We start from the raw sequence: 14247 nt of genomic DNA, 5'->3' as shown, positions 1-14247 counted from the left end.
TCCAGTGAACGTCTCCACCCACACCGGCTCAGCCCTCAACACCCCACGCATACAAGTGAAATGCCCTGATCACAGCCTTCTGCAACACGCTTTAACCTTGATGTCTTGCGACTCGTCCAGGGCGGAATCACGTACCCCACCGGTCCGTACGCTGGGGACCGGTCTGCGCGCAAAGGCACATGGGCGCAGTACCAGGCCCGCACGGCACCCCCTCGCTCAGCATCCGTGCCGATCCGTAGGTAGTCGACCATTGCTGTCATCACACGGCGACGTCCGAACGCGTAGACGGCCGGCTCGACGAACCAGCGGCAGAAGCTGGGGGTCTGGGTCGTACACGGCTGCCGCCATCAATGGGGCGAACAACTCCTCGGGCAGACTTGCGCGTTCGAGCAGCGGTTTACGCACCGCATGGGCGAGGTGGCGGGCGTGCCGGTCGTCCGGCTTCATGGCGACGTCTTCGACACCCAGCAGCCGAGCCACCTCCGTCGCGCACGTCAGGAATGAATGCGGTTCCACGCTGCTCTGTTTATCCTCGGCCACGACAGCATTCTGGACTGGACACGCCAGCAGGCACAGCACCGTCGGGCGCTGCCCCTTGCGCGGAAGGCACTCGTTCGGCCTCGTCCCGGGGTGGAACGATCACGGCGTGGCTGGTGTGATCACGGCGTCGACGCCGTCCTGGACAGCTCCCTTCAGCGGATTGAGCCCGCGTAGCTTTAGCAAGTTGGTGGCCGTGATACGGCACGAGCAGGCCATCGATCTGCACCGCGGTCGCCCGTGGAGCCTGTCGCTTGAGGACCGCATCTTGCTGGTCACGGCGTACCGGCGCACGAACTTGACGATGCGGCAGCTTGCCCTGTTGTTCGGGATCTCCAAGTCGTCCGCGGACCGGATCATTGACCACCTCGGGCCGATGCTCGCGCTCCAGCCGCGGAAGCGGTTCCGTAAGAACACCGTGCTCATCGTGGATGGCACCCTGGTGCCCACCCGCGACCACACAGTTGCTGAGCAGTCGAAGAACTATCGGTACTCCACCGCCCATCAGGTGGTCACCGACGCCGCTACCCGCCGCGTCGTCGTGGTTGGCCGGCCGCTGCCCGGCAACCGGCACGATTCCCGAGGGTGGGAGGAGTCCGGCGCCAAAGCCGCCGTCGGCAACACGATGACGATTGCCGACGGTGGCTATCAGGGCACCGGTCTGGTCATTCCACACCGTCGGCGCAAGGGTGACGAGCTCCCGTCCTGGAAGGAGGAACATGATCGCTCCCACAAGCAGGTTCGTGCCCGAGTCGAGCACACCTTCGCCCGTATGAAGACCTGGAAGATCCTCCGCGACTGCCGGCTCAAAGGAGAGGGGGTCCACCAAGCCATCCTCGGCGTTGCCCGCCTGCACAACCTCACCCTCGCTTGATGGATGCGCACCTCGACGGCTGTGTCCCCACCCGCCTGAAGATCACTTACGGGACAAGCCTTACGAGCTCGTGCATGGTTGGCGGTGGCGTGTCGCGACCGTCATCGTTGATCATGGTCTGTGTGGTGGGGAACCGGGCAGTGCAGCGATTATCCAGAGCCAGCAGATCACGGGCCTGACAGCCGACGTGATTGCTGAACTCGTCGTGGAGGTGGGCCCGTTGTGGCATGAACGGCATCGGGCTGCGCTCACCTCGCGGCCGCGGCGCCGGGCAGTGGGCGCCGGTGCGAAGCACAAGCTGGTCTTCGTCGATCGGCTGCTGGCCACCCTCGTCCACCTGCGCCACGGTGCCACCCACGACGTGCTGGCCTGCTGGTTCGGTGTCGACCGTTCCACGATCACGCGTGCAATCGGTGAGGTGCGACCACTGCTCGCCATCCGCGGCTGCACCATCGCGCCCGGCGTCCGGCTGCGGACCCTGGCCGAGGTCATCGACCATCTCGGATCCAGCGGGCAGACCGGGATCATCGACGGCACGGAGATCCGGGTTCGCAGGCCTGCCGCGGGACGCAAGGACCGGGAGAAGTTCATCTCCGGCAAGAACAAGCAGAACGCCGTCAAGTCCATGGTGGTCACGGATGCCGAGGGGAGGCTGCTGTTCTGCAGCCCGGCTCAGCCGGCCAGCTGTGCCGACATCACACACGCCCGGCAGTTAGGCCTGGTCAAGCTCCTTGCAGGCGGGCCCGCCGTGGAGATCCTCGCCGACGCCGGCTACCAGGGACTGGGAGCTCAGACGGGCGGCCGAGTGGTGACACCACCACACCGCAAGTTCAAGAAGAACGCTCCGGACTGGTACGAGGAGATCTACGAACGCCAGCGCCAGGCCCACTCATCCCGGCGCATCCGGGTCGAGCACGGCATCGCACACCTCAAGAACTGGCGTGCTCTCACCCGTCACCACGGCCGGCGCGAGCACATGACCGACACCATTCAGGCCGTCGCCGGGCTGCTGTCACACCAGCAGACCGCCACCCTCATGGCCGATGAGCGAATGTGAACCCCGGGCAGAGCCGCACCTCTCGACACGCCACCGCCAACCATGCACGAGCTCGTTAGGCCGGCGTGTCCAGTGCACTTGCAAGCTGTTTTCTCTCAAGACCCGCCAGACCGTCAGGACATGGACCCTGGAGCATTCCCGTTGACCTCGGTGGCCTGGATCCGGCGTCCGGTCAGGGGAGGGCTGGGCCGTACTGGAGCTCACCGGTCGTGCGGTGGACACCGTTCCGCCCTAGCGGCGAAACGGCCACCTCTGCCCTCCTCCGCAGGAGTCCCATTCCTCCCCGCCCCAAAGGGCCGGCCATCCCCGGAAGAATCCGGCAAACGCGAATCGGGCACGCTCGCCGCGGCGCGCCCCTCGACAGCCGCCTTCAGGTACGGCTGATCCGCGTCTGGAACCATCCCGTGTGTCGGCGACGCGTGAATCGTGACCCAGTTCCGGCGCTTGGGTTCTAAGGCGGATTCGCATGATCGTCGCAACGTTGCAGGCTCAGACTGACAGAGCTGCGGCGAATGCTTGCGCTGGGGTCTGCCAACTCAGTGTCTTGCGGGGTCGGTTGTTCAGTCGGTGCTCGATGGCGCGTAGGTCGTCAGCCGTGTGGATGGACAGGTTCGTGCGCTTGGGCAGGTACTGCCGGATCAGGCCGTTGGTGTTCTCGTTCGTTCCCCGCTCCCAGGGACTGCCCGGGCGAGCGAAGAAGATGCCGTCGGTGAAATAGGGTGCCAGTTCATGATGGCGGGCCATCTCGGAGCCTTGGTCCCAGGTGAGACTGCGACGGGCTTCCTCCGGCAGCTTCCGGAGGCTGGCGATGAGGGCATCACGCAGCTGGCCGGCCGAGTGCCCCTCAGGCAGCGGGACCAGGCGAAGATAGCGAGTGCGTCGGTCGACGAGGGTGGCGACGGCGGACTGGCTGCGGGCGCCCACGACGAGGTCGCCTTCCCAGTCGCCGAGACGCTCGCGCAGCTCGATGATCGCTGGTCGGCACGCGATGAGGACGGCGGGTGCGACAAATCTGGGCATGCGCTGGTCAGGGCGGCGACGCTTCTTTCGTAGGGGCCGGCCAGTGCGGAGTTTCCTGGTCAAGGTCCTGCTCAGGCCACCCTTGGCACCTTGGTAGAGGGCTCGGTAGATGGTCTCGTGACAAAGGTGCCGATCGGGGTGCTCGGGCCAGTGGGCCCGCAGATGGGCGGCGATCTGCTCCGGACTCCACTCCAGATCGAGCTTGGACTGCACCTCGGCCTTCAGCTCGGGATCCGTGGCCAGCTTGGCGCGTCTAGGACGCCCGGCCCGTTCGCGGCAACGGTGGTGAGCCAGGTCGGCGTCATATCTGCCGTAGTCATGTGGGCGGCTGTTGCACCGCAACTCACGGCTCACCGTCGATGGTGCACGTCCGAGCAGGCCAGCTATCTCCCGGACCGTCAGGCCGCGTTCGCGCAATGAGGCGATCCTGCGGCGTTCCAACAGCGACAGGTACCGGCCTGACCGGGATGTCTCTGGCAGATAGTCGGGTTGCAGCCCGCCGTTCTCCGCCCGCCACCGGTAGCCCGTCTTCCGTCCGATCCCAAGTCGCCTGCACGCCTCCACACTACCCACCCCGGCCGCCAGAAGGCGCCAGTACTCAGCCTCGAGCTCCAGCCTGCGCTTGCGTCCCCGCCTCGCCTCAACACACCCCTAATGATCAAGGAATGTTGCGACAAGCGTTAGAACCCAAGCGTCGCTACTGGTCCACTTTTCAGCCGTCGCCGACACCCGGGCGCAGCGCCCGCACACGTGGGGCAACCCGCCCGGATCTGGATGGTGGGCGAAGTGGCAGTCCCGGTGAGTTGACTGAACTAATCTAGAGAAATTGGCAGGTCAGATGGGGTCCTGCTAGCTTCCCCGACTATGCCTGAACCAGCGGTCCCTGAGAGGGACTTGGCGGCTCTCGTGCTGCCCGAGACAGGTCGGTTAGTCGAGACCGGGGATACATGGGAGCCGTACCGGCTGCTTGACCCGGCAGGCGAACGCATCGAGCCGACAGCCGTGTACTTCGCGGACATGCAGGCGCGGGGCCAGCCGGCGACGACGATCCGCTCGTACGCCTTGGACTTGTTGCGATGGTGGCGGTTTCTGTGGGTCCTGGAGGTGCCATGGGACCGAGCTACCAGGGTGGAAGCGCAGGACTTCGCCCGATGGATGCAGATCGCCGACAAGCCGGTTCGCGTTCATTGGCGACTCAAGCAGCGTGGGGCCACCACACCAGGCTCTCCGTCGTCGAGGAGGGCAGAACCCGGTACGCCGAATCCCATCACCGGCAAGCCGTCACCAGGAACGAAGTACGCGCCCACCACCCGCGCCCACGCGGAGACGGTGCTGCGGAACTTCTACGACTTCCACCTGGATGAGGGCACAGGCCCGATCATCAATCCCTTCCCGTTGGACCGCTCGCGGCGAGGGCGTCGGGCCCATGCCCATCACGATCCGCGCAAGCCATTCCGGGGCGAGCGACGGGGCCGCTACCGGCCCAAAGTGCCCGACCGCATCCCGCGACGGGTGCCGGACGAGATGTTCGACCAGCTGTTCGCCGGGCTGAAGTATCACCGTGGTCGAGCCTTATTGGCGTTCTGGGTCTCCACCGGGGCCCGAGCCGACGAGCTGTTAACCACGAGGCAGGGCAACCCGCTGCCCGGCGAGCAGCTCATCGGAGTGGTCCGCAAGGGCAGCCGCGACTATCAGCAACTGCCCGTCTCAATCGACGCCTTCGTCTGGCTGCGCCTCTATCAAGAGGAGACGTGGCGGCGAGGGCTTCCCCGCGGCAAGCGCGAGCCGCTGTGGTGGACCCTGCGGCGTCCCTGGCGGCCTCTGGAATATCACGCCGCGCGGGCGATGTTCGTCCGCGCGAACAAGCTCTTAGGCTCGAACTGGACGCTTCACGATCTTCGGCACACCGCGTCCTACCGCATGGCCCAGGACCCGCAGATGCCCCTCGTCAACGTCCAATGGGTCCTTGGCCACCAGAGTCTCAGCACCACTCAGCGGTATCTCAACCCGCGCCAGGAGGAGGTCGTCAGCAGCATCCTGGCTCACTTCGAGCGCCGTCAGCATCAGCCCGCGCCTCCGCCGCTTGCACCCGGCTACAAACCCGAGTCCCTGAGCATCCTGTTCGGAGGCCGTTCATGACGACCGCCGCTCTGCCTGCTACACGTCCAGAACCGGTGGCCATCACGGACATGACGGCGGAGGCACAGGCGGCCCTGCTGCAACGCTTCCCGCCGCGGGTGGCGGCCGTCTCCTGGCCGGCGACGGCCCTGCCCCGCGAGGAGATCCTCGGCCGCATCCCTCTCCCTCGCCGAGGTCAGGACGGCAGCTACAAGTGGTCCTCCCGACGGCGAGGCGCGGCCGCCATCCTGACGCGCTGGAGAACTTCCCCGGCTCCACCTGGCAGGAACGCTGGCAGGCCAGTTCCGCCCCGAGCTCGGACCCAGCTGAGTGGATGTCCACCGGCACCGCCTGGACCGACCATCAGGGCCGCCCAGTTCCCAACGCCAAGCGACCTGACCTGGCATCGGGCAAGCTCATCCTGTTCGCCTACGACATCATCCGTCCCGAGCTGCCCTGGCTGGTCGCGATGCGGCCGTCACTGCACCTGCGGAACGCGGTTGCCGACCACCGCGACCCCGCAGGCTTTGCCAAGCTCGCCGCTCTCCTGGGCGACGACGTCTGGGCATCGACCAACGCGGCGACCGCACAAAGCCAGATCATCCGCATCATGATCGCCAAAGGTGGGGGTGTCCGCGACATCACCGTCGGCGACTGCCTCGAACTCCGTCTGATCGAGCACGGAGTTCGCCACAAAGGTGCCGTCCATACTCATTTCTACACCTGGCTCCGCCAGTTGGAGATCTTCCCCGAGGACGCGCCGGTGAGCCTGCGCCTGCGGAGTCTGCGACCGGGTCAGCTGACCGTCGAGCAGCTGGTCGACCGCTTCCACCTGCGTTGCCGGCCCGTTCGCAACCTGATCGTCGACTACCTCAAGGAACGACAGCCCAGCGTCGACTACAGCACCTTGCAGAACCTCTCCCGGGCGCTGGCCAACAACTTCTGGGCCGACCTTGAGCGCTACCACCCCGGGATCGACTCGATCGACCTGCCAGGTGACATCGCCACCGCCTGGAAGGAGCGCTTCCGCACCATCACCGAGCGCAAGAAGCAGCCGGACGGCACCGTCATCGAGACGACCAAGCCGAGGATCTCCTACATCTCGGTCCTGATGCTCATCCGCGCGTTCTACCGCGACCTCGCACAGTGGGCCGCGGAAGATCCTGCCCGCTGGGGACCTTGGGCCGTCCGCTGCCCCATCAGCGCGGAAGAGACCCGGGACGGCCAAACACGAGAAGCAGCGGCAGTCACGATCCCGGAGACGGACACGTGAACGGCTTCCGGTCCTGCCAACGTTGGTCGACTTCGTGACCAAGCGGCTCCACGATGCTCGGGTGCGGCTCGAAGCCCTGCAACAGGCTGAACCGGGCACGGAGTTCGCCGTCCTGGGCGAGACGTTCATCAAGCCGAAGTCGTCGGCTGCACGGGTCGCTACGGTTCACCCGGGTGGCTTGGGACCAACAGGGGCACCGCCGCAACCTCACCCAGGACGAGCACCGGGCCTTCTGGGCCTGGGCCGCAGTGGAGTTTCTTCGCCACACCGGCGTCCGCATCGAGGAAATGCTGGAGACCAGCCATCACAGCATCACGCAATACAAACTCCCCAGCACCGGAGAGATCGTCCCGCTGCTGCAGATCGCCCCGTCCAAGACCGACGAGGAACGAGCGCTGCTTGTCAGCCCTGAGCTCGCCGACGTCCTGAGCACGATCGTCTGGCGAGTTCGCGACCGATCCGGCGCGATCCCCCTGGTTGCTTCGTTCGACGACCGAGAAAGGCTCTGGAACCCGCCTCTGCCGCTGCTGTTCCAATGGGACTCCGCCGGCCGCCTCTGGCCCGTCTCGCCGGCCAACATCCGCAAGGCCCTCAACGAGGTTCTGGCCGCCACCGGCCTGATCGACGAAAACGGCAAGCCTCTGCGCTTCCAACCGCACGACTTCCGCCGGATCTTCGTCACCGACGCCATCGCGAACGGGATGCCGCCGCACATCGCCCAGATCATCTGCGGCCACAAGGACATCAACACCACGATGGGCTACAACGACCCTCGGGAATTGCGTCAGACGGGCGAGAAGCCGCAGGTCTCCAGCGCACAACGAGGGTCTGAAGGTCTTCAACGCTACTACGAACTAGCTTCCTGAGCAGGCATGTTGCCGAGGTGAACCCGTTTGATGCATGATCTGCCCTCCAGAAGGGATGGTCTGGAGTGGTGCATCAGCAGAAGGTGGCCCTTGCCGGGGCGGCTCACCTGGAGCTCGTCTCAGGGGTGGTCCAGCTGCGTCCCGAGGACGCGATGTTCGACGCGATGCTGCGGGGGTGGCGGGCTCAGCAGAAGTCGCGAGGGCTGAAGGACGAGACGATCGACCCGAGGGAACGGCTGATCTGCCGGTTCCTCAAGTACGCGAACGACTACCCGTGGCAGTGGACGCCGGCCCACATGGACGAGTGGTCCGCCTACCTGACCGGTGAGCAACATCTTGCGCCGTCCACGATCCGCAGCTACCAGGGCGACGTCCGGCTGTTCACCGAGTTCCTCATTGACGGTCGCTATGGCTGGGGATCGGCCTGCGAGGACGCCTTCGGCACTCATCCGGTGGCTATCTGCCATGAGTGGAACACTCTCCCTCACCTGCAGGATTATGAGGGTGACCCGGAGGCGAGGCCGTTCACGCGGGAAGAGCTGCAGCGCTTCTTCGACTATGCAGACGATCAGGTCGACCGCGCCGTGAAGTCAAAGCGCAAGGGTGCTCTCGCTGCCTATCGGGACGCCACACTGTTCAAGGTCATCTACGGGTGGGGGCTTCGGCGGACCGAGACGTCCAAGCTGGATGTGGTCGACTTCGGGCGGAATCCGAAGGCTCGCCAGTTCGGCCGCTACGGGACGCTCAACGTCCGCTACGGCAAGGCGAAGAAGGGGCAGCCGCCGCGGCGCCGGAACGTACTGTCGGTGATGGACTGGGCCGTCGAGGCGGTCGCGGACTATGTCGAGAACGTCCGGCCACGCTTCGGCTGCGAGGACCATCCCGCGCTCTGGGTGACTGAACGGGGCGGCCGGGTCAAGCCCTCGGAAATCAACGCTCGGTTCGTTGCCTACCGCGATGCGCTGAAACTCCCAAAAGATCTAGTTCCGCACTCAATTCGCCATTCGTACGTCACGCATTTGACCGAGGACGGGGTCGACCGTCGCTTCATTCAGCAGCAGGTCGGCCACGACTGCGACAGCTCCACGGCCATCTACACCCACGTCAGCGACGACTTCATGAACACTGCCCTGAGCAAGGCACTGGCCCCGGCGTTCGCCGGCGTCTGACGAGGAAGGACCCGATGATGGCCGCCAAGCTCGATTACAACTGGCACTTGCGCAAGGTCATGGCGGACCGCGGGATGTTCTCCACCACCGACCTGCTGCCGCCGCTGAAGGAACGCGGAATCGCGCTGTCCACGAGCCAGGTCTACCGGCTCGTCGTCGAGCGGCCCGAGCGGCTCAGTCTGAAGATTCTCATGGCCTTGCTGGACATCCTGGAATGCACAATGGACGACCTCATTGAGCCGATCGCCGTGGCTGGAGCGGTGAAGAAGCCGACGAAGGCCGCCGCGGGCGGGACATCCGTTTCCGAAGGTGTCGGTGGCCTGCGGCCGAAGAGGGCCCGGATCACGGGAGTTGATCGTTGAGCGGCACCACCGAGGAGGTCCTCACCGACCCGGTCGGCGTGATCGTGCGGCTGGTCGGGAACGTCGAGGGGCACATGGACGCCGACCGCATCCGCGGCATCGTCTGCACCCTCGCACGCTCGCGGGCCGGCCGCCGCAACCTCGCCCAGGCCCTGGACAACGACCCGTCGCTGCTGCGCACCGGACAGCCGCCAGCCCCGTTTTGCGTCGCCAAACTGCTGATCGCCCTGCGCGAGGCCGGTGCCCGTGATGTCGCCGTTCCCCGATGCGGCGAGTGCGGAAAAGCACGTCTCTACGTGAGCAGTCGAGTGAATGGCCAGTGGGGATGCACCCCGTGCTTCGACAAGCCGGCAATCTGCGCCGGCTGTCACCACATGCGACGGGTCGTCAGCCGAGACCGCCACGGCGAGCCCCGATGCGCCAGATGTCCGGATGCCGACGGCGATCCAGTCGGGAAGCTCACCGCCCTCGTCACGCATCTCGATCCCGCCCTCGATGCAGAGACCGTCCTGTCTGCGCTCGAACGCTCAACCGCCCGGCTCGCTGGCCAACGTCGTCTGGCCTGGGCCGTGATCGACTGCCCCGAGCTGTTGACTGGTGCCGGCTATGAGGCTCCCGCCCCGGCCATGCTGCGGTTCATCGGCGAACTCGTCGCGGCCGGAGCCACGAAGGTTGTCAATCCGGCTTGCCCGCGCTGCCACGAAGTCAAGGCACTGTCGAAAGTCCTGGACGGCAAGAGGGTCTGCAGGGCCTGTTTCGCCCGCCACGCAGCCATTCCCTGCTCACGCTGCCGGGCCGTCCGCGAACCTGCAGCCCGCGACAGTGACGGACAGCCGCTCTGCGCGAACTGCCTGGTCAGTGACCCTGTCAACCTAGAAGAATGCGGCGTCTGCCGTCGGCACCGACCGGTTGCAACCCGGCTTCCCAACGGGCCGCATTGCGCGAGCTGCCGCCCAAGGATGACCGCCGACTGCGGCATCTGCGGACGCACGGCCTCCTGTGAGATCTCCCGAGCCACCGGACAGCCTTGGTGCACTCGTTGCCAGCAGCGATGGGCGACCTGCAGCGGCTGCGGCGCCATCGCCCAAACCCGCAGCGGCACTCTCGAGGCGCCCTTGTGTGCTCAGTGCACCAACCCCGACCCCGACTTCTGGGGACGCTGCCCGGTCTGCATGACTACCTGGCAGCTCAGCACCCGCCCATGCCAGCGGTGCTCTCTCGACCGGAAGATACGCGAGCTCCTTGGTGGTGGCTCGGACACCGTCAGTGCCGAACTCATTCCATTCCACACGGCGTTGGCTGGAGCTGAACGCCCGGACGTCGCCCTGGCCTGGATCTCCCGTCCCAATGTCCGTGATCTCCTGACACAGATGGGCTGCGACGACCGGCCTGTCACCCATGAGGCCCTCGATGAACTGCCCGCGGACAAGACCCTCGCGCATCTTCGCAGTGTCCTGGTCGCCACTGGAGCCCTGCCACCCCGCGATGAGCGCCTCGTCGCCCTGGAAAACTGGATCACGGCGACGCTCCAGAACCGAACGGATCTTGACGAACGCCGCATCCTCCACGGCTATGCGGTCTGGCACCACCTCCGCAGGCTCCGCCAACGCCTCGCGAACGAGAACACCACTCACCTCCAGGCCCTGAATGTCCGCTGCCATGTCACCGCCGCGTCCAAATTCCTCGACTGGCTGACCAGCCACGGCCGGACTCTCGGAACCTGCACCCAGCCCGACCTGGAGACCTGGGGCTCAGAACCCGAGGCCAGCTACCGGGACGAGACCGGCCACTTCGTCCGCTGGTCCGTACAGCACCGACATACACAGGGACTGACCTACGGCACGGTCCGCTGGATTGGCCCCACCAGCACCATCGACAGCGAGAAGCGCTGGGCGGACGCCCGTCGCCTCCTTCGCGACGACACGCTGCCCACACCAGACCGCGTCGCCGGCCTGCTCTTGGTCCTCTATGCCCAGAAGATCGCCACGATCTGTCGACTCACCACCGCCGATATCCACCTCGGCGAGAGTCACGTCGAGATCACCTTCGGCACCGTTCCAGTCGTCCTGCCCCAACCGCTGGCCGACCTGATCCGCAAGCTCATCGCCACTCGTCGCGGCAAAGCCAAGATCGGCACACCCGAGGACGTGCGCTGGCTCTTTCCCGGGGGCCGCCCGGGCCACCCCATCGGCGATGACCGGCTCGCCCTTCGCCTGCAGAAGATCGGGCTACGACCTCGGCAGGTCCGCTCCACCGCACTGTTCACCCTCGCCACCGAACTCCCCGCCGCGGTCCTCGCGAGGATGCTCGGCGTCCACATTCAGGTCGCCGTCCAGTGGCAGAAGGCATCAGCAGGAGATTGGACCGCCTACGCCGCCGACGTCAGCCAGCGGGAGAGATCTTGACCCAGGTATTCAGACAGTTCCAATACCCGACTCCACCATTATCGGTCTACGGTCTATCCGCACGATGCGATCGAGGCCCATCGGGCTTTCATCGCCCGCCGCCGGGCCCTGCGCCCCGCGGACGAATACCGGACGTCCACTTGCGAGGAATGGGACCAGTTCCTGGGGCACTTCGAGAAACGCAAACTCTCGATCGGCATCTGCGGACGCTCCTTTGGCACTCCTTGCATCCACGAACACGCGTGCATCCGATGCTCCCTTCTACGGCCGGACCCTGAACAGCGGCATCGCTTGATCGAGATCCGGGACAACCTCGTCGCCCGCATCGTCGAAGCCGAGCGCGAAGGGGGGCTCGGCGAGATCAGCCTCGCCGGCGCCGAGGAGAAGCTTCGCCAGCTCGATGCCGAGACGGCTCGCGCGTCGGCCGTGGTCCACCTCGGCCTGCCGAGCTTCAGCCGGATTGCTGCCCGATCCAGTGAGGCGGACGAACCGTCTCCCTGACCGCCCGTGAGGCTGGAGCGAGGGAAGTACGGAAATCGGTATGCGCATGTTGTGACGATGGTCCTACTCTCGGTGCGGGCGTTCCGAGTTGGGGACACCCGTTTGAATGCACAGTGAGGATCCGCGCGTGATCTCGATCTACCTGTCTCCGAGCAACCCCCGTTGGACCCCGAAGACCGAGGCCGACCTCCAGGCCGCGATCACCGGCGGTCTCATCGAGGAGAAGCACTACTTCGACGCCAAGGAGATGCTCGGCACGAAGGGCGACAACAAGGAGCTGGCGCGCGATCTGTCGTCCTTCGCCATCGACGGCGGCACGATGATCGTCGGGCTGGCCGAGGACAAGCAGAACGGCACCTTCAGCCTTTCCCCGCAGCCCTTGAACGGGCTCCCGGAGAAGGTCGAGCAGGTCGCCGGCTCCATCCCCGACCCGCCCCTGGTAATCCTCACCGACCCCATCAAGTCGGAGGCCGATCCCGCCCAGGGATACCTCGTCATCCACATTCCGGCCAGCCCGCTGGCCCCGCACATGGTCGAAGGGCGCTACCTCGGGCGCGGCGACAAGACCAAGAGGACCCTCCCGGACTCCGAAGTCGTCCGGCTCCACGAACGACGCCGGAACGCTGAACAGGATGCACTCGCCCTGCTCAAGCAGGAGATCGACGACGACCCGATGCACGACGTCGGGAAGCAGTCCCACTTGTTCCTCGTCGCCCAGCCCCTCGCTGCCCCGCGGGACATGCTCTTGGACCTCACCAGCGGACCGAACTGGAACCTGCAGCTCGCCCGGTTCGTCGAAAAGGCCTACACCCCCGAGATCAACGCCCGCCTGGATGGCCTTGAGACCTACCCGAAGCTCATTGACGCAGGCAATGGCTACCGACGCAGCGGAGGGGCGGCCCGGGCTAGCAACAACCTCGGCGAGGGCCGCATCTTCACTCGGAACCCGGGCGCCTACCACGACGAAAACGCGATCGAGCTACAGGTCTTCGAGAACGGAGGCCTCCGGCTCTTCTCCAGCCGCCTCTCTGAGCGGTTCGACGGAGATACCGAGGACCACTTCCTCTACGATCCCGCCGTGGTGGGCAACACCCGCCGCTTCCTCGCACTCGTGCGCCAGGCCGCAGCAGACGCCGGCTACATGGGCAACTGGGCCCTCGCTCTCGGCATCACCAGGCTCCGTGGCCGCAGCCCCTACACCAGCGTCCCGCAGAACTACCGAGGGACCTCCGTGCAGCGGAACCGCTACGACCGGGATACCTACGAACAGGCCACGGAGACCACCTGGGCCGAACTCAACGAGACCCCTGGAGCCGCCACTCGCCGCCTCGTCGGCTCCTTCCTGCGGACCCTCGCAGCCGATGGGTACTTCGACACCGCGCTGAACGACGACTGACTAGAACCCATGAGGCCCCTCAGCCGCCCTTCCCGGGCGGCTGAGGGGCCTTTCGCTAGTTCAGAGAAGGTCGGTGTACAGCTTCGTCGTCCGCTGCCCGCCGCAACCCGCACCAGGCACGGGGTGGCCAGAAGTTCAGTGTGGACAGTACTTAAGGGCAAACGGGCCTTTGTTCGCTGGACCACGCCAAGGAATGGCGCGAAGAGTGGGAAGTCCTCTCAATGTAGGTCGTTTTGAGAATCAGGTCCGTTGACCCAATTACCTGTAAGGAGTAAGCGCCAGCTGGAGCAGCGGCGCCGCTGACACTGCGGTTTCGGCACGGCTGGGGTGGTCCGGCGGAATACGGGCGGATCAGCTCGAACTTCATCCGATCCTGCCGGAAGTTTCCTTGAGGAGCATTTTTGTACCAGCTGGTACAGCTTCGTAGTTGTTCCACGACTACACCGGATACTGGCAGCGCATATTTTCCGAATCCACAGGCACTGTAAACGTGCCGGGAGCCCTGGAGGAAGAAGGTCGCGTTGCCGCTCTTCAACCTTCCGCTGCACAGCGACCTCCGCCTAACTGCGACCAGGAGAGTGGGTACGCTTTGCCTACCTTGTGTCGGCCTTCTGTTTGGGTCCCGGAGTTCACGATCTCGATGGACGAGACGCTGGACCTGTGTCGTCG

Annotated in this window: 12 protein-coding genes; 10 read left to right on the top strand and 2 right to left on the bottom strand. The window is 65.7% G+C overall.

What is annotated here, in order from left to right:
- Positions 1 to 216 precede the first annotated feature (216 nt).
- Entirely contained in the window at positions 217 to 540 is a 324-nt protein-coding gene (locus ACH4YL_RS40125) for a hypothetical protein (protein WP_398512478.1), read from the bottom strand.
- 106 nt (positions 541 to 646) lie between these two features.
- Between ACH4YL_RS40125 and ACH4YL_RS40120 the strand changes: the two genes are divergently transcribed.
- Together ACH4YL_RS40120 and ACH4YL_RS40115 are read left to right on the top strand one after the other, a co-directional pair.
- Positions 647 to 1411 carry a transposase gene (locus ACH4YL_RS40120; RefSeq protein WP_398512477.1) on the top strand — a complete coding sequence of 255 codons (765 nt, stop codon included), beginning with the start codon at positions 647 to 649 and terminating at the stop codon, positions 1409 to 1411.
- Between the two features lie 187 nt (positions 1412 to 1598).
- The gene (locus tag ACH4YL_RS40115) at positions 1599 to 2468 is read left to right on the top strand and encodes a transposase family protein (RefSeq protein ID WP_398512476.1); all 870 of its coding nucleotides are present in this window, start codon (positions 1599 to 1601) and stop codon (positions 2466 to 2468) included.
- Between the two features lie 489 nt (positions 2469 to 2957).
- Here the strand turns inward: ACH4YL_RS40115 and ACH4YL_RS40110 are convergent, their stop codons facing one another.
- Entirely contained in the window at positions 2958 to 4052 is a 1095-nt protein-coding gene (locus tag ACH4YL_RS40110) for an IS30 family transposase (RefSeq protein ID WP_398512475.1), read from the bottom strand.
- A gap of 342 nt (positions 4053 to 4394) precedes the next feature.
- On the opposite strand from ACH4YL_RS40110, the gene ACH4YL_RS40105 reads away from it, so the two are divergent.
- From ACH4YL_RS40105 to ACH4YL_RS40070, 8 genes are all read left to right on the top strand, one after another.
- Positions 4395 to 5627 carry a tyrosine-type recombinase/integrase gene (locus ACH4YL_RS40105; protein WP_398512474.1) on the top strand — a complete coding sequence of 411 codons (1233 nt, stop codon included), beginning with the start codon at positions 4395 to 4397 and terminating at the stop codon, positions 5625 to 5627.
- A gap of 193 nt (positions 5628 to 5820) precedes the next feature.
- Positions 5821 to 6879 carry a hypothetical protein gene (locus ACH4YL_RS40100; protein ID WP_398512473.1) on the top strand — a complete coding sequence of 353 codons (1059 nt, stop codon included), beginning with the start codon at positions 5821 to 5823 and terminating at the stop codon, positions 6877 to 6879.
- A gap of 173 nt (positions 6880 to 7052) precedes the next feature.
- Positions 7053 to 7745, top strand: a complete 693-nt coding sequence (locus ACH4YL_RS40095; protein WP_398512472.1) for a tyrosine-type recombinase/integrase — start codon at positions 7053 to 7055, stop codon at positions 7743 to 7745.
- Between the two features lie 65 nt (positions 7746 to 7810).
- A complete protein-coding gene (locus tag ACH4YL_RS40090; protein ID WP_398512471.1) occupies positions 7811 to 8914 on the top strand; it encodes a tyrosine-type recombinase/integrase in 1104 nt (367 codons plus the stop codon).
- 14 nt (positions 8915 to 8928) lie between these two features.
- Positions 8929 to 9276, top strand: a complete 348-nt coding sequence (locus ACH4YL_RS40085) for a helix-turn-helix domain-containing protein (protein ID WP_398512470.1) — start codon at positions 8929 to 8931, stop codon at positions 9274 to 9276.
- The gene (locus tag ACH4YL_RS40080; RefSeq protein ID WP_398512469.1) at positions 9273 to 11681 is read left to right on the top strand and encodes a site-specific integrase; all 2409 of its coding nucleotides are present in this window, start codon (positions 9273 to 9275) and stop codon (positions 11679 to 11681) included. The genes ACH4YL_RS40085 and ACH4YL_RS40080 overlap by 4 nt, the downstream gene beginning before the upstream one ends.
- A 291-nt stretch (positions 11682 to 11972) precedes the next feature.
- Positions 11973 to 12182 carry a hypothetical protein gene (locus ACH4YL_RS40075; RefSeq protein WP_398512468.1) on the top strand — a complete coding sequence of 70 codons (210 nt, stop codon included), beginning with the start codon at positions 11973 to 11975 and terminating at the stop codon, positions 12180 to 12182.
- Positions 12183 to 12309: 127 nt separating this feature from the next.
- Positions 12310 to 13578, top strand: coding sequence for a helix-turn-helix domain-containing protein (locus tag ACH4YL_RS40070; protein WP_398512467.1), 1269 nt, complete (start codon positions 12310 to 12312; stop codon positions 13576 to 13578).
- The last annotated feature ends 669 nt before the right edge of the window (positions 13579 to 14247 follow it).

It is taken from the genome of Streptomyces sp. NPDC020681, assembly GCF_044334895.1.
Classification (GTDB): Bacteria; Actinomycetota; Actinomycetes; order Streptomycetales; family Streptomycetaceae; genus Streptomyces.
This window is presented reverse-complemented; position numbering and strand designations above follow the sequence as displayed.